At 65.4% G+C, this 21,448-nt stretch carries 20 protein-coding genes; 3 read left to right on the top strand and 17 right to left on the bottom strand.

Annotated features, from left to right (window positions below; translation table 11 throughout):
- Positions 1–36: 36 nt before the first annotated feature.
- The 4 genes from ccoP to ccoN are packed head-to-tail and all read right to left on the bottom strand — an operon-like array spanning position 37 to position 3,423.
- Entirely contained in the window at positions 37–897 is an 861-nt protein-coding gene (gene ccoP / locus EP380_RS12455) for a cytochrome-c oxidase, cbb3-type subunit III (RefSeq protein WP_106571782.1), read from the bottom strand.
- 3 nt (positions 898–900) lie between these two features.
- A complete protein-coding gene (locus tag EP380_RS12460) occupies positions 901–1,062 on the bottom strand; it encodes a cbb3-type cytochrome oxidase subunit 3 (RefSeq protein ID WP_106571781.1) in 162 nt (53 codons plus the stop codon).
- Positions 1,062–1,793 (bottom strand): cytochrome-c oxidase, cbb3-type subunit II, encoded by a 732-nt coding sequence (gene ccoO / locus EP380_RS12465; protein ID WP_106571780.1) that lies wholly within the window; start codon positions 1,791–1,793, stop codon positions 1,062–1,064. Before ccoO ends, EP380_RS12460 begins: the two co-directional genes overlap by 1 nt.
- 13 nt (positions 1,794–1,806) lie before the next feature.
- The gene (gene ccoN, locus EP380_RS12470) at positions 1,807–3,423 is read right to left on the bottom strand and encodes a cytochrome-c oxidase, cbb3-type subunit I (RefSeq protein WP_106571779.1); all 1,617 of its coding nucleotides are present in this window, start codon (positions 3,421–3,423) and stop codon (positions 1,807–1,809) included.
- A gap of 227 nt (positions 3,424–3,650) precedes the next feature.
- Between ccoN and EP380_RS12475 the strand changes: the two genes are divergently transcribed.
- Positions 3,651–4,079 (top strand): hemerythrin domain-containing protein, encoded by a 429-nt coding sequence (locus EP380_RS12475; RefSeq protein ID WP_238719848.1) that lies wholly within the window; start codon positions 3,651–3,653, stop codon positions 4,077–4,079.
- Positions 4,080–4,119: 40 nt separating this feature from the next.
- Here EP380_RS12475 and EP380_RS12480 read toward each other — a convergent pair whose 3' ends face one another.
- The gene (locus tag EP380_RS12480) at positions 4,120–4,848 is read right to left on the bottom strand and encodes a Crp/Fnr family transcriptional regulator (protein WP_106571778.1); all 729 of its coding nucleotides are present in this window, start codon (positions 4,846–4,848) and stop codon (positions 4,120–4,122) included.
- 179 nt (positions 4,849–5,027) lie between these two features.
- On the opposite strand from EP380_RS12480, the gene hemN reads away from it, so the two are divergent.
- The gene (gene hemN, locus EP380_RS12485; protein WP_127598859.1) at positions 5,028–6,377 is read left to right on the top strand and encodes an oxygen-independent coproporphyrinogen III oxidase; all 1,350 of its coding nucleotides are present in this window, start codon (positions 5,028–5,030) and stop codon (positions 6,375–6,377) included.
- 124 nt (positions 6,378–6,501) lie between these two features.
- On the opposite strand, the gene trpA is transcribed toward hemN, so the two are convergent.
- Genes trpA through trpB form a run of 4 tightly spaced genes read right to left on the bottom strand, consistent with a single transcriptional unit; the run spans position 6,502 to position 9,163 of the window.
- Positions 6,502–7,332, bottom strand: coding sequence for a tryptophan synthase subunit alpha (trpA, locus tag EP380_RS12490; protein ID WP_127598860.1), 831 nt, complete (start codon positions 7,330–7,332; stop codon positions 6,502–6,504).
- Complete coding sequence (cutA, locus tag EP380_RS12495; protein WP_127598861.1) at positions 7,329–7,676, bottom strand: divalent-cation tolerance protein CutA; 348 nt, start codon at positions 7,674–7,676, stop codon at positions 7,329–7,331. Before cutA ends, trpA begins: the two co-directional genes overlap by 4 nt.
- Positions 7,666–7,905 carry a hypothetical protein gene (locus tag EP380_RS12500; protein ID WP_127598862.1) on the bottom strand — a complete coding sequence of 80 codons (240 nt, stop codon included), beginning with the start codon at positions 7,903–7,905 and terminating at the stop codon, positions 7,666–7,668. The genes cutA and EP380_RS12500 overlap by 11 nt, the downstream gene beginning before the upstream one ends.
- A gap of 31 nt (positions 7,906–7,936) precedes the next feature.
- Entirely contained in the window at positions 7,937–9,163 is a 1,227-nt protein-coding gene (trpB, locus tag EP380_RS12505; RefSeq protein ID WP_127598863.1) for a tryptophan synthase subunit beta, read from the bottom strand.
- Positions 9,164–9,435: 272 nt separating this feature from the next.
- Between trpB and EP380_RS12510 the strand changes: the two genes are divergently transcribed.
- On the top strand, positions 9,436–10,140 hold the full coding sequence (locus EP380_RS12510; protein WP_106571772.1) for a GntR family transcriptional regulator: 705 nt from the start codon (positions 9,436–9,438) through the stop codon (positions 10,138–10,140).
- Positions 10,141–10,292: 152 nt separating this feature from the next.
- Here EP380_RS12510 and EP380_RS12515 read toward each other — a convergent pair whose 3' ends face one another.
- From EP380_RS12515 to EP380_RS12550, 8 genes are all read right to left on the bottom strand, one after another.
- On the bottom strand, positions 10,293–11,864 hold the full coding sequence (locus EP380_RS12515) for an ABC transporter substrate-binding protein (RefSeq protein ID WP_106571771.1): 1,572 nt from the start codon (positions 11,862–11,864) through the stop codon (positions 10,293–10,295).
- Positions 11,865–11,903: 39 nt separating this feature from the next.
- The gene (locus tag EP380_RS12520) at positions 11,904–12,998 is read right to left on the bottom strand and encodes a DUF917 domain-containing protein (protein WP_127598864.1); all 1,095 of its coding nucleotides are present in this window, start codon (positions 12,996–12,998) and stop codon (positions 11,904–11,906) included.
- Positions 12,995–14,119, bottom strand: coding sequence for a DUF917 domain-containing protein (locus EP380_RS12525; protein ID WP_127598865.1), 1,125 nt, complete (start codon positions 14,117–14,119; stop codon positions 12,995–12,997). Before EP380_RS12525 ends, EP380_RS12520 begins: the two co-directional genes overlap by 4 nt.
- Positions 14,103–15,671: a hydantoinase/oxoprolinase N-terminal domain-containing protein gene (locus EP380_RS12530; RefSeq protein ID WP_127598866.1), complete on the bottom strand. Its 1,569-nt coding sequence runs from the start codon at positions 15,669–15,671 to the stop codon at positions 14,103–14,105. The genes EP380_RS12525 and EP380_RS12530 overlap by 17 nt, the downstream gene beginning before the upstream one ends.
- A gap of 33 nt (positions 15,672–15,704) precedes the next feature.
- Positions 15,705–17,384 (bottom strand): nickel ABC transporter ATP-binding protein NikE, encoded by a 1,680-nt coding sequence (gene nikE / locus EP380_RS12535; protein WP_127598867.1) that lies wholly within the window; start codon positions 17,382–17,384, stop codon positions 15,705–15,707.
- A gap of 2 nt (positions 17,385–17,386) precedes the next feature.
- Positions 17,387–18,262 carry an ABC transporter permease gene (locus EP380_RS12540; RefSeq protein WP_106571766.1) on the bottom strand — a complete coding sequence of 292 codons (876 nt, stop codon included), beginning with the start codon at positions 18,260–18,262 and terminating at the stop codon, positions 17,387–17,389.
- Positions 18,262–19,290, bottom strand: coding sequence for an ABC transporter permease (locus EP380_RS12545; RefSeq protein ID WP_106571765.1), 1,029 nt, complete (start codon positions 19,288–19,290; stop codon positions 18,262–18,264). The genes EP380_RS12540 and EP380_RS12545 overlap by 1 nt, the downstream gene beginning before the upstream one ends.
- Positions 19,291–19,442: 152 nt before the next feature.
- A complete protein-coding gene (locus tag EP380_RS12550) occupies positions 19,443–21,437 on the bottom strand; it encodes a helix-turn-helix transcriptional regulator (RefSeq protein ID WP_127598868.1) in 1,995 nt (664 codons plus the stop codon).
- Positions 21,438–21,448: the final 11 nt, after the last annotated feature.

Raw genomic sequence — 21,448 nt, forward strand, 5'->3', positions numbered from 1 at the left:
CGGCCCCAGGACGAATAGGGAGGTTCCCGCCATGCCCTATTCGCCGCCGCCAAGCGAATGCACGTAGACGGCCAGTTCCTTGACCGTCACATCGCCAAGCCGCTCGCCCCAGCCCGGCATCACGCCGTGCTTGGGTGCGCGCATCTGGCTGGCGATGTCTGCGACCGTCGATCCGTAGAGCCAGATCGCGTCCGTCAGGTCCGGCGCGCCGAGATCGGCCATGCCCTTGCCGTCGTCGCCATGGCATGCCGCGCAGTTTTCGGCATAGACCGTTTGGCCACGCTCGGCGGCCGCCGCATCGGCCGAGCCGCCCGACAGCGACACGACGTAATTGGCCGCATCCGTGATCTGCTCGCCCTCCAGGTAGTCGAAGGCCGGCATCTCGGAAAACCGCGTCTCGTCATCGCCGGCGAAGCGGATGCCGTGGGCGATCGTCTGGTAGATCTGCTCGATCGAGCCGCCCCACAGCCATTCGTCGTCGTTGAGGTTGGGATAACCGGCCGAGCCCTGTGCGCCCGAGCCGTGGCACTGCACGCAGTTGACCTTGAACGCGGCCGAACCGGCCGCCACGGCGAACTGGCGCAGCTGCTCGTCGGCGAGAACCTCCGCAACGTCCTTGCTGGCCACCGCCGCAACATAGTCGCCCTTGGCGGCCTCGGCCGCGTTGAGCTCGGTGCGCACGTCCTGGCGGCTCGAATAGCCCAGCACGCCCGTCGTCGCCGTCGAGATCAAAGGCCAGGCCGGATAGGCGATCGTGTAGCCGATCGACCACACGATGGTGGCGTAGAAGGTCCACACCCACCAGCGCGGCAGGGGATTGTTGAGCTCGCGGATGCCGTCCCACTCGTGACCGGTGGTTTCGACCCCGCTCACCTCGTCGATATGGTCCTTGCTCATGCCTCAGTCATCCTTCAACGGAATCTGCGCCGCACGCTCGGCCGCCTTGCGTCCTCCGGGACGGAAGACGAACAGCACGACGCCGATGAAAAAGATCATCAGGAACAAAAGCCCCCAGCTGTCGGCGAAGGCGCGCATGGTGTCGTAGTTGAAGAAGCGTTCCATCACCGGTATCCCGCAGCTTCGTCATAGGTGGAAAAGTCGACAAGCGTGCCGAGCATCTGCAGATAGGCGACGAGCGCGTCCATCTCCGTCAGCGCGGCCGGATTGCCGTCGAAATCGCCGAGCTTGGCCTTCGGATAGCGCGCCTCGACGCCCGACGTGTCGGCATTCGGGTCGGCCTGGGCGAGAAGGTCGGCCTTGGCCTCGGCGATCATCTCGTCGCTATAGGGAACGCCGACCCCGCGATTGGCCTCCAGGTGATAGGCGATCTCGTCGACCGGCAGCGGCGTTTCCTTCAGGAACGCGTAGCTCGGCATCACCGATTCCGGCACCACCGAGCGCGGCTCGATCAGATGCTGGACATGCCACTCGTTGGAATAGCGGTCGCCGACGCGGGCCAGGTCCGGTCCCGTGCGCTTCGAACCCCATTGGAACGGGTGATCGTACATCGATTCCGCCGCCAGGCTGTAATGGCCGTAGCGCTCGACCTCGTCGCGGAACGGCCGGATCATCTGCGAGTGGCAGGTGTAGCAGCCCTCGCGGACATAGATGTTGCGCCCGGCCAGTTCGAGCGGCGAATAGGGCCGCATGCCCTCCACCTTCTCGATGGTGTTTTCCAGGTAGAACAGCGGTGCGATCTCGACGATCCCGCCGACCGTGACCACCAGGAACGACCCCACCAGAAGCAGCGTGGCGTTCTTTTCGATAATTTCGTGTTTGTCCATCAAACCCATCGTGCGGGCTCCCCTATTCGGCCGGCTGGAGGGCGGGTGCGGCCCCGCCGATCGGTGCTTCCTCGCGCTGATGGCCGAGGATCGTCATGGTGATGTTCCAAACCATCACCAGCGCGCCGGCGAGGTAGAGGGCGCCGCCCATGGCGCGGACCACGTAATACGGGAACATCGCGGCGACCGATTCGGCGAACGAATAGACCAGGAAACCCTGATCGTCGTATTCGCGCCACATCAGGCCCTGCTGGATGCCCGACACCCACATCACCGCCGCGTAGACGACGATGCCGAGCGTGGCCAGCCAGAAGTGCCACGTCACCAGCCTGAGCGAATAGAGCCGCTCGCGGTACCACAGCTTCGGCACCATGTAGTAGACCGCCGCGAACGAGATCATGCCGACCCAGCCGAGCGCGCCGGAATGCACGTGGCCGATCGTCCAGTCGGTATAATGCGACAGCGAATTGACGGCCTTGATCGACATCATCGGGCCTTCGAAGGTCGACATGCCGTAAAAGGCGATCGCCAGCACCATCAGCCGCAGCACCGGATCGGTCCTCAGCTTGTCCCAGGCGCCGGACAGCGTCATCAGGCCGTTGATCATGCCGCCCCAGGAGGGCATCCACAGCATGATCGAGAACACCATGCCCAGCGTTTGCGCCCAGTCGGGTAGCGCGGTGTAATGGAGATGGTGCGGCCCCGCCCAGATATAGAGGAAGATCAGCGCCCAGAAATGGATGATCGACAGCCGGTAGGAATAGACCGGCCGGTTCACCTGCTTGGGCACGAAATAATACATCATCCCCAAAAAGCCCGCCGTCAGGAAGAAGCCGACGGCGTTGTGGCCGTACCACCATTGCGTCAGCGCGTCCTGCACGCCCGCGAAGGCCGAATAGCTCTTGCTGCCGAAAAACGAGACCGGGATCGCCAGATTGTTGACCACGTGCAGCATCGCGATCGTCACGATGAAGGACAGGTAGAACCAGTTGGCGACGTAGATATGCGGTTCCTTGCGCTTGAAGATGGTGCCGAGGAACACGACCAGATAGGCGACCCACACGATGGTCAGCCACAGGTCGACATACCATTCCGGCTCGGCATATTCGCGGCTTTGCGTGATGCCGAGCAGATAGCCGGTGGCGGCCATGACGATGAAGAGCTGATAGCCCCAGAACACGAACCAGGCGAGATCGCCGCCGAAAAGCCGGGCCCGGCATGTGCGCTGGACCACGTAGAACGAACTGGCGATCAGGGCGTTGCCGCCGAAGGCGAAGACCACCGCCGAAGTATGCAGGGGACGCAGCCGTCCGAAACTCAGCCAGGGCTCGATGTTCAGGTCGGGAAAGGCGAGCTGGAGGGCGACCACGACACCGACCAGAAAACCCGCGATCCCCCAAAACAGCGTCGCGATCGCGCCATAGCGGATCGGTCCGTCCATGTAGCCCGACCGCTCATCGACCGCCGGCCCCGCCGGCGAGAAGCTCGTATTGCGCAAAAGCACCACGGCCGACCCGAGCAGGACGAAAAACAGAACCCACATATGGGCGGCGAACTGCGCATCGCGCGCGAAAGCCGCTGCGACCAGGGCAAGAAAGGTCATAATGCCGATCCCTGCGATCGCTGTGCCGTGTCTCATTGCGTATCCCCTGACAATGGTCTCAAGCGGCGAATCCCCCCTCCGGGCGATCCGCTCCATGCGTCTTCACGCAGCAAGCGTCCCGATGCCTTGATCTGAGTCAAGGTCGATTGCACCGGCCGCGACCACTGTGCCCAACAGAATAAACAGAATGGACAACGATGCGGATCGTGGCGTCAGGCAGGATGGACCGGAGCTTTTCCTCGCCCCTCCCTCTCGATAGTGGCTTGCCGCCGGCTGTGTTGCTGCGGCGCGCGCACGGCTTCAAGCTCGACATGTGCCACGCGCTGGAACGAATCGCCGACAATCTGCCCGACAATATCGACCGCGTGGAATGCCTGCGGATCGCCAACATATTGGCGCCGTCCATCCGGCAGATTCACGTCTGCGAGGAAAACGACATCTTCACCGCCTATGCGGCGGCGCTGGCGGTATCGGCCGACGCCGACATGGAGACGCTGCGGCGCCTCAAGGCCGAACATGTCGAGGATCAGTGTTTCGCCGACGAGGTCACCGAAACCCTGCTCGGCATCGGACATGGCCGGGCGATCGACAATGCCGAGGCGGTCGGTTTCATGCTGCGCGGCTTTTTCGAAACCATGCGCCGCCACGTCGCCTTCGAGCGCGCGCACATCCTGCCGGTGCTCGACCGCTAGGCCATGGCAATGCGCCACAGGTCCGCGGTCGCGGACCGCTTCAGTCGCCGCTGCGTAGTTCGAGCCGTTCCAGGCTTTCCACGATCACGTGGCGGTTGTTTTCGATCGTGATCACGCCGTCCGCGCGCAGCTTGGTCAACTGCCGGCTGACGGTTTCGATCGTCAACCCCAGAAAATCGGCGATGTCGGCGCGCGTCAGCGGCAGGTCGAACGTGGTCTTTCCCCCCTCCGGCGACGCCGCCGGGTCGATGTTGCGGGCGATCAAGAGCAGAAAGCTCGCCACCTTCTCGCCGGCCGTCTTGCGCCCGAGCGTGACCATCCAGTCGCGCGCGTCGTCGAGTTCGCTCAGCGTCTGCTGCAGGAGCCGGTGTTCGAGCCCGGGCGATTCCTTCATCATCCGCTCGACCGCGGCCTTGGGAAAGCTGCACAAGGTCACGTCGGTGGTCGCTTCCGCGCCCAGCCTGCTTTCCACCTTGAAGGGGCGGCCGAGGAAGTCGGGCGCGAACTGCAGCCCGACGATCTGCTGGCGCCCGTCGGAAAGCCCCTTGGTGAGCTTGACCACGCCCGAAAGCACGTTGGAATAGGAATCGACCGCCTCCGCGTCGCCGACCAGCTCGGTTCCCGGCTCCACCTTGCGTTTCCACGACGCCTTCGAAAGGGCCTGCAACTGGTGCTGGTCGAGCGCCGCGCACACCCCGCCATGACGCGCCTCGCACGACTGGCACAGGACTGGAATATCGGAATTATGGATGTCTTTTCGCGTCGTCATGGCGCCGCCTCGAATGTGAACAGCATCTTATATAACACCGGCCCGACCGCAAATCCCGCGTCAGTTTGTCGTTTTCTCCGGCTTTGCTCGCGAATTTGATCAACATCAAAGCGCCGACGCAACCGGCTCGGCATGGCTGGTGCCGAGCCCAGGTCCTACGCACGATCGGAGACGGCCCCATGACAAAGGACATCATCGCGCGCGCCGGCGAGCAGGTGCCCCGTTATACCAGCTATCCGACCGCGCCGCATTTTCACGCCGGCATCGACGCGACGACCGCGGCGCAATGGGTCGCCGCCCTGCCGGCGGACGAGCCGGTCTCGCTCTATGTCCACATTCCCTATTGCGACCGGCTGTGCTGGTTTTGTGCCTGCAACACCAAACAGACCTTGCGCTACGGGCCCGTGCAAACCTATCTGCGCGCGCTCCACCAGGAAATCGCCACGGTCGGGCATCTGCTGCGACCGGACGTTGCGGTCAAGGCACTGCATTTGGGCGGCGGATCGCCGACCATGCTCAGGCCTGACGATCTCGTAGCGCTGGCAGGGCGGCTGCGCGCGGCCTTTCATTTCGAGCCCGATGCCGAGATCAGCGTCGAGATCGACCCCAACGACATGGACGACGCCCGCTTCGAAGCCCTGGCGAGGATCGGCATGAGCCGCGCCAGCATCGGCGTCCAGGACTTCGACCCCAAGGTGCAAAAGGCGATCAATCGCGAACAGAGCTTCGCACTGACCAAGTCGGTGGTCGACAAGGCGCGCCGCCACGGCGCGCGCTCGGTCAATCTCGATCTGCTTTACGGCCTGCCGCACCAGACGCTCGAAAGCCTGACGGCGACGATCGGCCAGGCGCTGTCGCTTGGGCCCGATCGCGTCGCGCTGTTCGGCTACGCCCACGTGCCGTGGTTCAAGAAGCACCAGACCATGATCGACGAGGCGGCACTTCCCGACGGCGCCGGACGTCTGGCGCAGTTCCAAAAGGCCCGCGCCCTGATCGAGGCGGCCGGCTATCAGGCGATCGGCTTCGACCATTTCGCCCTGCCGGGCGATCCCCTGGCCGTGGCCGCGCGTGAGGGCCGACTGCACCGCAATTTCCAGGGCTACACGGAAGACGATTGCGCAACGCTGATCGGGCTCGGCCCGTCCTCGATCAGCCGGGTGCCGCAGGGTTATCTGCAAAATACGCCGGCAACGGCCCAGTATGAACGGCTGGCCGCCGCCGGAGAGCTCGCCACCTGTCGCGGGATCGCCTTTTCGCCGGACGACCGCGCCCGCTCCTGGGTGATCGAAAGGCTGATGTGCGATTTCGGCTTTTCCGCGCGCCAGGCCGAGGAATTGTTCGGCGCGCACGGCCATGCGATCGTCGTGGAGGCCGGGCGCATCGCCGGCGAAGGCGCCGACGCGATGCTGGAGCGCCGCGACGGCGATTTCGTCGTCCGGCCGGAGGCGCGGCCGCTGGTGCGCACCCTCGCAGCCCGCTTCGACCGCTATCTCGATATCGGCGCCAAACGCCATTCGGCAGCCATCTAGATCCGGTGCTTCAACGGATTGTCCGGCTGGGCCGCTCCGGGCAGAGCGGACACGCGTCTGAAAGCTCCCATCCATCCGATACGCCGTCCCGGCCAGGTGCGTCGAAACGCGTGGGCCGCGCGGGTCAGGCCCGCGCCTCGATCATCGCCGTCTTGAGGCTTGCCACGAGCGTCGAAACGGCGGCGGCCGGGTCCGCGCCGCGCCGGCCGTCCGCCTCAAGCGTGGCGGCGACGGCGTTGACGATCGCCGTGCCGACCACCACCCCGTCGGCCGCCGCCGCGATCGCGGCGGCCTGTTCGGGCGACTTGACCCCAAAACCGACGCAGACCGGCAGCGGCGTGTGTGCCTTGATGCGCCCGACCGCCTGGCCGACCCGGCTCGTATCGGGCAGAGCCGAACCGGTAATGCCGGTCATGGAGACGTAGTAGACGAAGCCGGACGTGTTCTGCAGCACGGTCGGCAGGCGCTTGTCGTCGGTGGTCGGGGTTGCAAGCCGGATGAAGTTGAGCCCCGCCTCCAGCGCCGGCACGCACAACTCGTCATCCATTTCCGGCGGCAGGTCGACCACGATCAGCCCGTCAATGCCGGCCGCCTTCGCGTCCTTCAGGAAAGCCGCGACGCCATAGCTGTAGATCGGGTTGTAATAACCCATCAGAACGATCGGCGTGTCGTCGTCGGCGGCGCGGAAATCCATGGCCATGGCGAGCGTCTTTTTCAGCGTCTGCCCGCCCTTGAGCGCGCGCAGCCCTGCGGCCTGGATCGCCGGTCCGTCCGCCATCGGGTCGGAAAACGGCATGCCGAGCTCGATGATGTCGGCGCCAGCCTGTGGCAGCGCCCGCATCACCGAAAGTGCGCTGTCATAGTCGGGGTCGCCTCCCATCATGTAGGTGACCAGGGCCGGGCGACCTTGCTCCTTCAACGTCGCCATGCGGCGGTCGATACGCGTCGATGTCATGATGGTGCGGTTTCCTCTTCGATCCAGCGCGCGAACGCAGCGTCGGCGCTGCCGCCGTCGTGGCGGATGATGGCCGGTGTGTCATAGGGGTGGCGCTCGGCGATGAAGGCTGCCAGGGCCTCGGCACGCGCCCTGCTCGTCTTGAACAGGACGGACACCTCGTTCTCCTCGGCGATTTCGCCCTGCCACCAATAGAGCGAACGCACACCCTCGAAAATGTTGGCGCAGGCGGCCAGTCGTGCCTCCAGCACGGCGCGCGCCATCGTGCGCGCATCATCGCCATTGCCGAACGTGACGTGATACTCGACCACGACACGGCCTGGCGCGGCCGGTTCATTCGACATGTTCGCGCACCTCGATGGTCACGGCGAAGGCATAAAAGCCGTCGCGTTCGATCCGGCTTTTCGCCTCCTCGGCATCGAAGGCGATGCGCGGGCGGTCGTCGTCGGCGATCGTGGTCATGAACGCCAGATTGCCGCTTTCGCGGATGCCCCGCGCGTTCTCGCCCGTATCGTCGGCGCGTATCGCGACATAATGGTGCCGGTTCTGCCTGGAGCGATAGAGCTCGAACATGCCGATCCGCCTCCCGTGCGCTGGCTTGCCTTCACATATCCAGGCCGAGCATCTTGGCGACGGTGAAAATATCCTTGTCGCCGCGCCCGCACAGATTCATCACGATGATCGCCTCGCGATCCATCGTCGGCGCCCGCTTGACCACTTCGGCAAGCGCGTGCGCCGGCTCCAGTGCCGGAATGATGCCTTCGAGCCGGGTCAGGAGCTGGAAAGCCTCCAGCGCCTCGTCGTCCAGGATCGGCACGTAGTCCACGCGCCCGGCTTCCTTCAGCCAGGAATGCTCGGGGCCGATGCCGGGATAGTCGAGCCCGGCCGAGATCGAATGGCCGTCTTTGATCTGGCCGTCGTCGTCCTGCAGCAAATAGGTCCGGTTGCCGTGCAGGACACCCGGCCGGCCCGCCGTCAGCGAGGCGCAATGCTCCTCCCCCGACAGCCCCCTGCCGCCAGCCTCCACGCCGACCATGCCGACATCGGGATCGTCGAGGAAGGGATGAAACAGGCCGATCGCGTTCGATCCCCCGCCGACGGCGGCAACCAGCAGGTCGGGCAGACGTCCCTCGGCGGCCATGATCTGCTCGCGCGTCTCGCGGCCGATCACCGACTGGAACTCGCGCACCAGCTCGGGATAGGGATGCGGTCCGGCGGCCGTGCCGATCAGGTAGTAGGTGTCCTCGACATTCGTCACCCAGTCGCGCAGCGCCTCGTTCATCGCGTCCTTGAGCGTGCCGTGCCCGGACGTCACCGGCCGCACTTCCGCCCCGAGCAGCTTCATCCGGAACACGTTCGGCGCCTGCCGTTCGACATCGGTCGCGCCCATATAGACCACGCAGTCGAGCCCGAACCGGGCCGCCACCGTCGCCGTCGCCACGCCATGCTGGCCTGCGCCGGTCTCGGCGATGATGCGGGTCTTGCCCATGCGTTTGGCAAGCAGGATCTGGCCGAGGCAGTTGTTGATCTTGTGCGAGCCGGTGTGATTGAGCTCGTCGCGCTTGAAATAGATCTTCGCCCCGCCGAGATGCTCCGTCAGCCGTTCGGCGAAATAGAGCGGGCTCGGCCGGCCGGTATAATGCCGGTTCAAATCGTCCAGTTCGGCCTGGAACTCGGCATCGGCGCGCGCACGCTGCCAATGATCCTGCAGGTCGAGGATCAGCGGCATCAGCGTCTCGGCGACGAACCGGCCGCCGAAAATGCCGAACATGCCGGCTTCGTCTGGTCCCGCGCGGAACGAATTCAAGGTGGGGGCGGCGCTGGTGGTCATTGGTCGGTGTCCTTGACGCGGCGAAGGGGCCTAAGCGGTCTGTATCCCTTTATCTGCGCATGGCATAAGGTGACAAGTCAAACACCCGCAACGCGGTCGTCTCGCCATTCCAGCCCCGAAAATGGCGCGTTTCGGGGATTCCATTGCCAGAAGGAGACAGACAACTTGTCCCTATCGTGCCGTGACCGAAAGCTGTCGGCTCCCCCCTCCCCGAACCGTGCCGGCACATATCCGGCCACGGACCGCGCGCGCCGGCCGGGGCGCGGAGTACGATGACCCGCACACCGCCGGTCTATCGACGCCTGGCCCAACGTCTCGCTGCCGAGCTGAGAACCGGCTTGTGGCGCCGCGGCGACGCCCTTCCGCCGGAAAACGAACTCGCCCGCGGGTATGGCGTCAGCCGGCGCACCGTGCGCCACGCGCTGGCGCTGATGCAAAGTGACGGGTTGATCGACAAGGGACAGGGCCGCAACGCCCGCTATTGCGCGCGCGTCATCGAAAGCCAAGGCCGCAATCTCGACGATTTCCCCACCGCCGCCCGCCAGGTCGGCATGACGCCGGCAACCCGTGTCCTGGGCGTTACTGGGCGCAGGTCCGGCCTTGCCGAAAGCCGCGCGCTCGCCTTGCCCGTCGGCACGACGGTGACCGAGATCGAACGGTTGCGGCTGCTCGACGGGCGCGCTGTCGTCCGCCAGTCCAGCGTGCTGCCGCAATGGGTGGCCGACACGCTGCCCGTCGACCGGCTGATGCGGGATTCGCTCTACGACCTGATCCGCCGCGCCACCGGCTCGACGCTCAGGATAGGCACCCAGCATTATTCGGCCGTCGCCGCCGCGCCCGGCCCGGCCTCCGATCTCGGCCTGGAGCCCGGCGCCAGCCTGTTGCGGCTGTGCCGGCTGGTCGTCGACGACAGGGGGCGACCGGTCGAATATTCCGACTCGCTGGTGCGCGACGGCTATTTCCGTTTCGACGATTGACATGCGCCGGCCGCTCAACCCGATAAAAATCAAGTTAACTCAGATAATTATACCAAAAAGCCGACTCACGTCGGCAAGCCCTTGAATCGCTACTCAAACAAAAACGACCGGCGCACGAGGCGCCGGCCGTTCGCTCCAACCGGTGGTTCCGGCTAGCCTTCGCAATCCCACCAGAAGCGCGAGAAATCCGTGTCCCAGCTCTGCATCGGCACCCAGGCATAACCCTGCAGGCAGCTATTGGCGGCAAACCGCTTCTTCTGGGTCAGCAGATAGATGTCGGACTGCCTGTCATGCAGTTTCTGCTGGATCTCCTTGTAGATCGCGTTGCGGGCCTCGACATCGGTCTCGCCGCGCGACTTGTCGATCAGCGCGTCGATTTCGGGGTCCATCACCCACTCCATCGACGACCACGTGCCCTTCGCCTTGGAATGGTACTGAACGTAGAAGACGGAATCCGGGGACGGATAGGTCGGCCCGTAGAAGACCTGGGTCGAAGCCGGGGTCGTGTCGACCGCCGAGGCCAGTTCGGTGATCCGGTTCCACGGCTCCGGCTGCAGCTCGACCTCGAAGCCGATGGTCTCCAGCGTCGACTTCAACAACAGCCCGATCTCTTCCTCGAACGCGGTCTTGGCGACATAGGCGTGGGCGAGCTTGATCGGCGTGTCGCCGGCATATTTCGACTTGGCGACCTCTTCCTTGGCCTTTTCGAGGTTGAATTCCGGCGCCGGCAGGCTGTCGAGATGGGCGTCGGCGAACACCGGCGCCAGCGGCCCCTTCAACTCGCCGCCCGGATAGATCACCTCGCGGATCGTGGCGTAGTCGGTCGCATAGGCGATCGCACGGCGAATATGAACGTCGTCGGTCGGCGCCACCTGGTTGTTGAGCTTGATGTAGAAGCCGGTCGCCGTGTCGGCGGCGATAATCTTGTAATTGTCGAGCTTGTCGATCGCGTCATAGGTTTCGTTCGACTGGTACTGCGACGACATGCCGAGTTCGCCCTTGGTGGCGAGCGCCTTGACCGTCGCCTCGTCGCGGGTGATCACGAACCGCAACTCGTCGATCGGCTTCTGTTTCGGCCAGCCCATGTGGTAGTCGCCATAGCGCTCCATCACCATCTGCGCGCCCCGGGTCCAGTTCGCCAGGCTGTAGGGTCCCGCGCCGGCCGACGCGTCGGCCAGATAGGTCTCGCCCCATTCCCCGTCGCCCTTCTCCTTCACCAGGTCGGAATTGACCACCAGGATCAAAGGCGTGTTGGAGATGAACGGCGCGTAGACGCGGTTGAGCGTGATTTCGACCGTGCGGTCGTCGAGCGCCTTGACGGCGTCCGGCTCCACGAGGCCGGTAAACAGATAGGCCGGGCCCTCGTTGATCGCCAGCAGGCGCTGCATGGAATAGACCACGTCCTTGGCCTCGACCGGGCTGCCGTCCTGGAAGGTCGCGTCGGCCTTCAGCTTGAAGGTGTAGGTCTTGCTGTCGTCCGAAATCTCCCAGCTTTCGGCGAGCTGCGGCACCACCGCGCCCGTCGCGTCGACGGTGGTCAGCGCGTCGTAGAGATTCACGATCGCCATATATTCGGTGTAGTCGTTGACCTTGGCGGGATCGACCGTGCCGAAGATCTGCACCGCGTTGACGACCAGCGATATCTTGTCCTGGGCAAGGGCCGCCGGCGCCAGCGCGCTGGTGCCCAAGAGGGCTGCAAGTGCGACTGGAAGCATATGTTTCATGGCTTTCTCCTCTGGATTTATGGTTGCGGTTCTTGAACGTCAGGCGGCTTTCGTCAGCTTTTCCAGGGGGATGAAGTCCTGGTCGTAGCCGAAGTAACGCGGACCAACGAGCTCGAGCCCGGCCTTGGTGCGCCATTGCGGATCGCTCGGCATGCCGATGAACGACAGGGCAAGCCCGTAGCGAAGCTGCTCGGTGGTGATCGGCAGGCCGCCATCGGCGTCGAGGGCGCAGATCAAATCCGGCGTGGTGGCGAGCGCGGTCCCGTCGCCGTCGCGGGCAATCAGGAACTCGTTCTGGAACTCGACCGAGAAATTGCGGCCCTGATCGGCGTCGACCCCCTTCAGGATCGCCTTGCCGCGCGCGAACCCGCCGGTCGTGCGCCGCTCGATATCGACCACGCGGGCGGTAAAAAGGCGCCGCCCGTCCAGCCTTGTGATCAGCGCTTCGGCCGGATTGCGGTTTTGCGCCCGCTCGCCGGCGATCGTCTCGCCGACTTCCTTGATCAGCGAGAGCGTGTTGCGCAAGATCCCCTTCTTCATGCGCGCGCCCTGCATGGGATAGATCGCCACAAGCGCCGCGCCGCCCATCTCCACCGTCTGGGCCCGCGCTAGCTTTTCCGTCCACTGGTTCGAGATCGTGTTGATGACGGAGGAATTGCCCTTTTCGTCGGCGATCACCATCGGCGTGGCCGCGACCCCGTGCATGGTGAAGCTCACCATCTGCAGTTCGGGAAAGGCGCGTCCCATGCCGTCGCCGTCGATCAGCGGCAGCCCGGTCGCGGCGGCGACCGCGAACGGAATGGTCGAGTTTAGCCCGCCCGCCTCGATGCAGATCAGCGCGTCGGCCTTGCGCCCGAGAAAGGTCTCGAGCTGGGCCAGCGCCTCACGCGCCTCGTCGCCGCGCGGCAGTTTTTCCACCATCACCGTCGGCGCGCCCATCATCGCCACCGGCACGCACAAGGCGTCGTCGGCAACCTCCTCGGCATCGATCACACGCACCGGACCGTATTGTTCGATCGCCGCGCGCGCCATCAGCTTGCCGATATGCGGGTCGCCGCCGCCGCCGGTTCCCAAAAACGCGCCACCCAGCGCGATCGGCTCCATATCGTCGGCCGAAACCGTGAATGTCGTCATGTGGCGCTCCCTTGTGTCGGCTCGTCCGCTTGCATCGGCCGGTAGGCGATATCGTCGAAGCCGAAGCCCTTCGGGCCGACGACCTCCAGCGCCTCGGGCGTGCGCAGCAGCGGGTGGCAGGGCAAGGCCACCACCGCGACCCGCTGGCCGTAGCGCAGCATCTCGGTGGTGATGGCGTTGCCGGTGTCGATATCGAGAATGATGATCAGGTCGGGCACGGCGATCTCGACCACGCCGTCGCGCTTGAACACCAAATTCTCGTTCTGGATCAGCACCGCGGCCGTCTGGTCGTTACAGCCGTCGAAGCCTTCGATGATCGCCTCGCCGGTGACGAAGCCGCCCTTCAAGTGCCGCTTGAGATCCTTGATCTTGCCGGTGAAGCAGACCCGTCCGCTCTCCATCTCGCAGATCGCCGCGATCGGGTCGGCGTGGCGCTGACGCGCCTCGATCACCGCGCGGCCGAGCGCCACCGCCTTGGTATAGGAATCGGGGATGGAGAACTGCTTGACGAAGGCGCCGCTCATCGGCGCGCTGGCCAGCGTCGAAGCCCCGCCCTGCGAAATCACGCAGGCGCGCGCCATGCGCTCGTGCCATTTCTCCGAAATCGCATGGTCGAAGATGACGACGTTGCCGTGCGGGTCGCACATCACCGACGGCGTGGAACGGTGGCCGTAAATCGAATAGGTCGTCATCTGCATTTCGGGAAAGGCGCGCCCCATGCCGTCGCCGTCGACCACCGGCAGCCCGGCCAGCGAGGCGGTGATCAGCGGCTCCATCGCGTTCTGGCCGCCGATTTCCTCGCAGGCGATCGCGTCGGCCTTGAAACCGAGGCGCTCCTCCAGCGCACGCACGCAGCGCAGCCCCTCGCGACCTTCCTTGATGCGCTCGAACGAAATCAGCGGCGCGCCGATGCCGCCCAGCGACACCACCTTGGCGTCGTCGGGCAGATCCTCCATCTTGATCACGCTGAGCGTGTGGCCGGCGCGCAATGCCTGGCGCGCCCTGAGTTTGCCGATATAGGGATTGCCGCCGCCGCCGGTGCCCAGGATCGCCGAGCCGATCTCCAGCGCCTCGATGTCGGCTTCCGTCAACGTCCAGAGTTTGTCAGGCCGGGAGAGCATCGCCGCCTCCCATCTCGCCAACCACCTTGACGTGGATGCGCGTCGCGTTGCCCGGCAGATAGGCCAAGGGCACGTCCTCGCGCTCGATGACCTCGATCGTGGCGGCGTCGGCGCCGGCCCCGATCGCCTTTTCGGTGGCCTCCTCCTCCGCCTGTTTCAGGCAGCTTTCCCGCGTCAGCCCGTTTTCCAGCGAATAGATGCGGTCGACCTCGCCGCTGATCTGCGCGATCGCGGCGCCGACGGCGTTGGCGACGGCGAAATGGTCAGGCCGCAGAACTTCGAGATCGCCGAGCCGGTTCGGCATCAGGATCGAGCCGCCGCCGACCGCGATCACCGGCAGCGGTTCGGGCGAGATCCGGCTGCGCTCCACCGCCGCCTCCAGCATCGCCGTCATGGCGACGCGGGCGCCTTGTGCGAGGTCGGCATCGACCGAAGCGATCCTGGACTTGTCGCCGATATCGGCCTCGCCGAGGGCTACCGCGATGTCGGTCGCCGTCAGCGTGTCGCCGCCGAACACCAGCGCCTCGCGGGTCAGGCGGTAGCCGACCGATTGCGGCCCCACCGTCACCGCTCCGTCGGGGCCGCGCCGCACCAGCGACCCGCCGCCCAGGCCGATCGAAAACACGTCCGGCATGCGGAAATTGGTGCGCACGCCGCCAATGTCGACCACGGTCGCCGCCTGGCGGGGAAAGCCGAGCTGCAGCGCACCGACATCGGTGGTCGTGCCGCCGATATCGACGACAATGCCGTTCTTGATGCCGGTCAAAAACGCCGCGCCGCGCATCGAATTGGTCGGTCCGGACGCGAAGGTCAGCACCGGGAAGCGCTTGACCATCGCCGCATCCATCAGCGTGCCGTCATTCTGGGTGATGAAGAACGGACAGTGCAGACCGGTCGACTTCAGCGCCCCGGCGAAGGCGTCGACCGTCCGCGCGCTGAGCGCGAGCAGGCTGGCGTTCATGATCGCCGCGCTTTCGCGCTCCAGGAGCCCGATGCGACCGATATCCGACGACAGAACCACCTGCAGGTCGGGGCATTTCTTCAAAAGCCGATCCCTGGCGTCGAGTTCCATCTGCCGGTTGATCGGGCTGAAGACCGAGCTGATCGAGGCCGTGCTGATCTTCTTGGCCAGAATGTCGTCGGCGATGCGGTCGATCTCCTCGCCGTCGAGCGGTGCGATCTCGCGCCCGTCGAACTCGTAGCCGCCGCGCACCAGATAGCCGAGGTCGCCCGCCGCCTCGCGCAGATCCTGCGGCCAGTCGACCATCGGCGGCAGGCAGGCGGTCGCCGGCAGGCCGAGCCGGATCGCGGCGACCGGGCTGATATGCTTGCGTTCGATGACGGCATTGGTGAAGTGAGTGGTGCCGATCATCACATTGGCGATCTTGGCGCGATCGACGCCGGCCTTCGACAGCACGTTTTCCAGCGCTTCGAGCACGCCGGAGGTCACGTCCTCCGTGGTCGCCGCCTTCACGCCGGCAAGCACCTCGCGGTCATGCATGACCACGGCGTCGGTATTGGTTCCGCCTACATCGATCCCCAGACGATACACCGCATTTCTCCTTTCCTGGTTTGCCGGCGGCGCTCAGGCGACCGCATCGACAAGAAACCGCTTTCTCTCCTCCGCCGAGACGGAGGGTTTCATTTGTTCTTCCTCGTCGCCCATGACCGGGACGGCCGCGATCAGCGCGCGCGTATAGGCATGGGCCGGCTCGGCGAAGACCGCCTTCGGCTCGCCCTCCTCAACCAATTCGCCGCGCAGCATAACCGCGATGCGGCTGCAGAAATTGCGCATCAAAGACAGGTCGTGCGAGATGAACAGATAGGTCAGGCCCAGCTCGTCGCGCAGGCGTTGCAGAAGCGCGATGACGTTTTTCTGCACCGACACGTCGAGCGCCGAGGTCGGCTCGTCGAGCACGATGATCTTGGGATTGGCCGCGAGCGCCCGCGCGATCGCCACGCGCTGTTTCTGGCCGCCGGACAATTCGTGCGGATATTTCGACACATAGTGCGCCGGCAGGTCGACATGGCGCAGCAATTCGGCGATCCGCGCGTCGAAACGCGCCCGCTCGAGGCCGGCGAAGGTGAGCGGCACCGACAGCGTCTGCCCGACGGTGCGCTTCGGATTCAGCGACGTGCCGGGGTTCTGGTAGACGATCTGGGTCAGGTGGCGGAAGGCGTCGCTGCGCCCCGTCCCGGCCATCGTCGCGCCGTCGACGGTGATGGCGCCGGCGCTGGGCGCGATCAGGCCCATGATCATGCGCGCGACCGTGGTCTTGCCGGAGCCGGATTCGCCGGCCAGCCCGAAAATTTCGCCCTTGCGGATCGCCAGATCGACGTCCTTGACGGCGACGTGCTCGCTGCCGCGGCCGATCAGGCGCCGCTCGGAGAACGTCTTCGACACGCCCTCGAGCGCGATGATCGTCTCGCCCTCGACGGCAGGCTGGTCGACCACTTTGGGCCCGTAGAGCGGCGGGATCGCGTCGACGAGCTCGCGCGTATAGGCCTCGCGCGGGCTGGTGAAGAGTTGGCGCAGAGGCCCGTGCTCGACGATTTCGCCATGGCGCATGACATAGATGTCGTCCGCCATCTGCCGCACGACGCCGAGATTATGGGTGATCATCAACAACGACAGGCCGTTTTCGGCGACCAGCCGGTTGATCAGCTTCATGATCTCGTCCTGGGTGGTGACGTCGAGCGCGGTGCCCGGCTCGTCGGCGATCAGCAGCTTGGGCTGGTGCAACAGCGCCAGCGCGATCAGCACGCGCTGGCGCATGCCGCCCGACAATTGTGCCGGATAGGCCGAGAACACGCGCTCGGGATCGGAAAGCTGAACCTTGCGCAACACCTCGTAGATGCGTTTCTGGCGCTCCGCCGGGCTGGATCGTTCGCCCAGGCGCATATCGGCGAAGCGCATCACGTCGTCGAGATGGCGTCCGATGCGGAAGACCGGATTGAAGGAGGAGAGCGGGTCCTGCATGATCACCGAAAAGGCCGTGCCTTTCATGCGGTCGCGCTCGGCTTCGGCAAGCTGCAGCACGTCGCGGCCCTCGAACAGGATCGAACCGCCTTCCACATGCGCGTTGCCCGGCAGCGTGCCGAGGATCGACTTGGCCGTCACCGACTTGCCGGACCCGGTCTCGCCGATCAGCGCGACCCGCCCGCCCTCGGGGATCGACAGCGAGACGTTCTTGAGAACGTGGGCGCGGTAACCGTAGGTGCGGAAGGCGACGTCGAGATCGCGGATGTCGAGAAGAGTGTCCATCCTCACGCCTCCACGTCGAACATGTCGCGCAGCCCGTCGCCGAGCAGATTGAAGCCGAGCGTGGCGTAGAAAATGGCGAAACCCGGCGCCAGCACCTCCCACCACATTTCCGGCAGGAACTGCCGCCCGTCGGCGACCATCGAGCCGAGATCGGGCGTCGGCGGCTTCACGCCGAGCCCGAGGAAGGACAAGGTCGCGCCGAACAGGATGACGAAGGCGGCGTCCAGCGTCGTCTTGACCGAGATCACCGAGATGCAGTTGGGCAGGATCTCGCGCGTCAAGATGTGCCAGTGGCTGGCGCCGGCGAGCCGGGCCGCCTCGATGAAATCCTCCGCCGCGATCGATTTCGACACCCGGTAGACGAGCCGCGCGTGCCAGGTCCACCACAACAGCGTGATCGCCAGCATGGCGTTGACCAGGTTGGGCTCCAAAACGTTGCCGATCGCCAGCGCCATGACCAGCGGTGGGATCGCCAGCATGACATTGGTGAAGCCGGTGATGATGCGTTCGGTCAGGCCGCTGAAATAGCCGGCGGCCAGCCCCAGCGCCGCCCCGACCGGCACCGCCACGCCGAGCACGCCGACGACCAGCAGCAGCGACACCCGGAAGCCGAACACGACCCGGCTCAAGATGTCGCGTCCGACCTTGTCGGTGCCCAGCAGATGGGCCAGGTCCGGTGCGGAATGACGATTGCGGAAATCGACCACCGCACCGACATGGTCCGGATAGGGCGCGATCAGCGGCGCGAAGATCGCGGCCAGGATGACGGTCGCCACCATGACCGCGCCGATCACCGCCGCCGGATTGCGGGTGAAGCGGTACCAGGCCATATAGCGGGTCGACAGCGCCTCGGGCTGCGGCATCGCGGGAACCGTCATCAGCGCGCCTCCTTGAAACGCAGGCGCGGGTCGATCATCAGCAACACCACGTCGATGATCAGGTTGGCGACGATGAAAAAGAACCCGGACACCAGCACCACGGCCATGACCGCGTTGAGGTCCTTTTGCAGGATCGCCTCCAGCCCGTAGGAGGCGAACCCGCCCCAGGAGAACACCAGTTCCACGACGAAGGCGTTGCCGATCAGCGAGGCGAATTCCAGCCCCATGATGGTCAGCGGCGCGATCGAGGACAGTTTCAGCAAATAGCGGAAGATGATCACCCGGTCGGGCACGCCGAAGGATTTCAGCGTCAGCACATGGTCGCGGCGCTGGTGCTCGATCATCGCCGAGCGGGTGATGCGGGTGACCTGCCCGATACCGGCCATCGCCAGTGCCAGCGCCGGAAAAGCCAGATGCTGCAGCGCGCTGACGAAGACGTCGAAGCGGCCATGCGCAATGGAATCGATCAACAGCAGTCCGGTCGGCCCCTGCGGCACGGTCAGCGTGTAGTCGATGCGCCCCAGGATCGGCCAGCCGGGAAAGAAGTTCGCCGCCGCGAGCTGCAGAAGGATGGCGAACAGGAAGCTCGGCATCGTCACGCCGATGATCGAGAAGAAACGGCCGGTATTGTCGATCCAGCTGTTGCGGTAGCGCGCGGTGACGACGCCCAGCGGCACCGATATCACGATCATCAGGAACACCGTCACCAGCACGAGTTCCAGCGTCGCCGGCAGGAGTTCGAGGATTTCGGTCGCCACCGGCTTGCCGGAGATCAGCGAGCGGCCGAAATCGCCGCGCAGGGCACCGCCGACATAATTCACGAACTGGATCAGGACCGGATCGTCGAGCCCCATTTCCAGGCGCATCGCGTCGACCTGCTCCTGGGTGGCGCTGGGGCCGAGCGCGATGCGGGCCGGATCGCCCGGCACGACCCGCGCCAGCACGAAGATCATCAGCGACAGGACCAGCATGACGCCGGCGAAACCAAGCAGCCGCCGCAGCATGACATCGAGCAAATTGGTGTGCATGGGCCTCCGGTTCCGCCTCGTGGCGGCATTGGCTGCCGCGCTGTCATTGCCGGAAGTCTGTCGCGATCACCACGCGTCGATCAAGAGCAAGACCGGATAGGTTTTGACAGAATAGGTATAGGTTTTTAGGAAGTTTGGTCGATTTTAACCGGTCACGCGACCCAGCCGAGCGCCTTGGCGGTCGCGATCGCCTCGGCCCGGCGCCGGCAACCGATCTTGCGATAGATGTTGGACAGGTGGAATTTCACCGTCACTTCCGACAGGCCGAGCTGGCGGGCGACGAACTTGTTGGTGCCGCCCTCCACCACCAGCAGAAGCACCTTCATTTCCTTGCGCGTCAGCCCCGCCCGCTGCGGCCCGTCCGAGGCCGGCATGTCGAGCGCCTTGAGCCGGCGCACGGCCTGGCGGACATCGTTGGACACCAGTACGAAGGAGCCGATGCGCTTGTCGTCGAGAAGCGTCGGAACCAGATGCGGCTCTTCGGCCAGCGGCATGATCGTACCGAGCCGCGCGCACGCTTCCAGCGCCTTCAGCATGTCCGACCGGGCCGTGCTGATGTCGCGGTGACGCCGCGCCAGATGCGCCGACCACACGCGCAGCGTCACGCGCTGGCGGTCGGTAAGGTGGTCGTTGGTCAACAGGGCGCCGATCTGGTCGCGCAGCACCGGTCGGGTCGGCACCTCCCAGATCAGGTGGCGCAACCACGCCATCACCAGCGCGATTTCCTGCGGATCGACGAGCCGGATGAGATTTTCGACCGCCCCCTCGACCCAGGTACGGTTTGCCCGCGACTGCACGGCGGTCAGAAGGTCGGCGGCCTCCTGCCAGCGATTGCCGTTTTGCAGGATGGCGACCTCGCGCAGGGTGATGACGAGCCGGAACCGGTTCGAGCGCCATTCCTGCACGCGCCATTTGTCGAGGAACGCGCGCGCCGCCGCGCTCGACACGTGCCGGCTCAGCGCCTGGCCGCCGTAATTGATCGCCAGTTCGGCAACGGTCGGCCAGATCTCGCCATAGGCGAAGCGGTCGAACTCGTCGTTGAGAAAGCGCACCAGGGTGCGCACGTCGCCCTGCTCGTAGCGGATGACCGCCCTGACCAGCCCGAGCAGGCGCGCATCTGACGGCGTGTCGAACGGCACCCGCGCCAGCGTCTGCTCGGCATGGCGGGCATGGCCGTCGGCGGCGGTGAGCGCGCCGCGCAGCAGGCACAGGATCGCCTGGTAGAGATCGACATAAAAGCCGAGCAGATGGGCCTGCGCCTGCCGATAGTGGTGGCGCGCGCGCCGGGCGATCTCGTCGGCCGTCTCATATTCGCGCCGGCGCACCGCGACTTCCAGCATGGCGTTGTAGAAGCTGCCGCGCTGCAGATGATCGTCGAGCGCCACCTCGCCGAGCGCGTCGAACACCCGCGCCCGCGTCGTGTCGGTGATGGCGACGTCCTCGTACATGGCCATCAGGAAGCGAAACAGCCTGAAATCGAGCGGAAAACGGTCGCGGCCGTCCAGAACCACGTTGAGATTTTGCGCCTCGGGGCCGAAGCGGCGATTGATCAAATGCCGCGCGCGGCTGACATTGCCCGATTTGAGCGCATGCATGGTGTAGGCGAACACAAGCACGTTCTCGTTCTCGCGCCAGGCTTGAGGAAATCCGTCCAAGACCTCAAGACATGCGTCCAGCCCGTGGAAATGCATGAAGAATTCCCGGCCGCCGGCATGGAACAGTCGCAGCGCCTCGTCGAAATCACCCTTTTTCTGCGCGGTCAGGATCGCGGCCACGGTGCCGTCGGCGCGCGCCAGCGGCCTGTCTGCCTGCCGGTCCCTGTCCGCCTGCTCCGGGGCCAGCGCGGCGCGGAACGCCGCGGCGAGCGCGACACTGCGAAAGGCCAGCCGGCCGCTGCCCGGCTCGACCGCCACCAGGGCGGGAAAGCGGTCGCACAACTCCACCAGCCTACCCGCATCGATCCCATCGGCGACCAGACCCTCCGGCGCGCGGGCCAGCGCCTCGAGCACCATCCGCAACGGATCGGGCAGCAATCCGAGCAGTTCGGCCGCGAGCACCGCGCCGGCCTCGTCGGCCGGTCCGGGGCCGACAGCATCGGCACCCGGCGGCGTCACGGCTGGTTGATGCGTCTCATCCTGCGCGTCCATGCGCTTATTTG

The organism is Nitratireductor alexandrii (assembly GCF_004000215.1).
Lineage (GTDB): Bacteria > Pseudomonadota > Alphaproteobacteria > Rhizobiales > Rhizobiaceae > Mangrovimarina > Mangrovimarina alexandrii.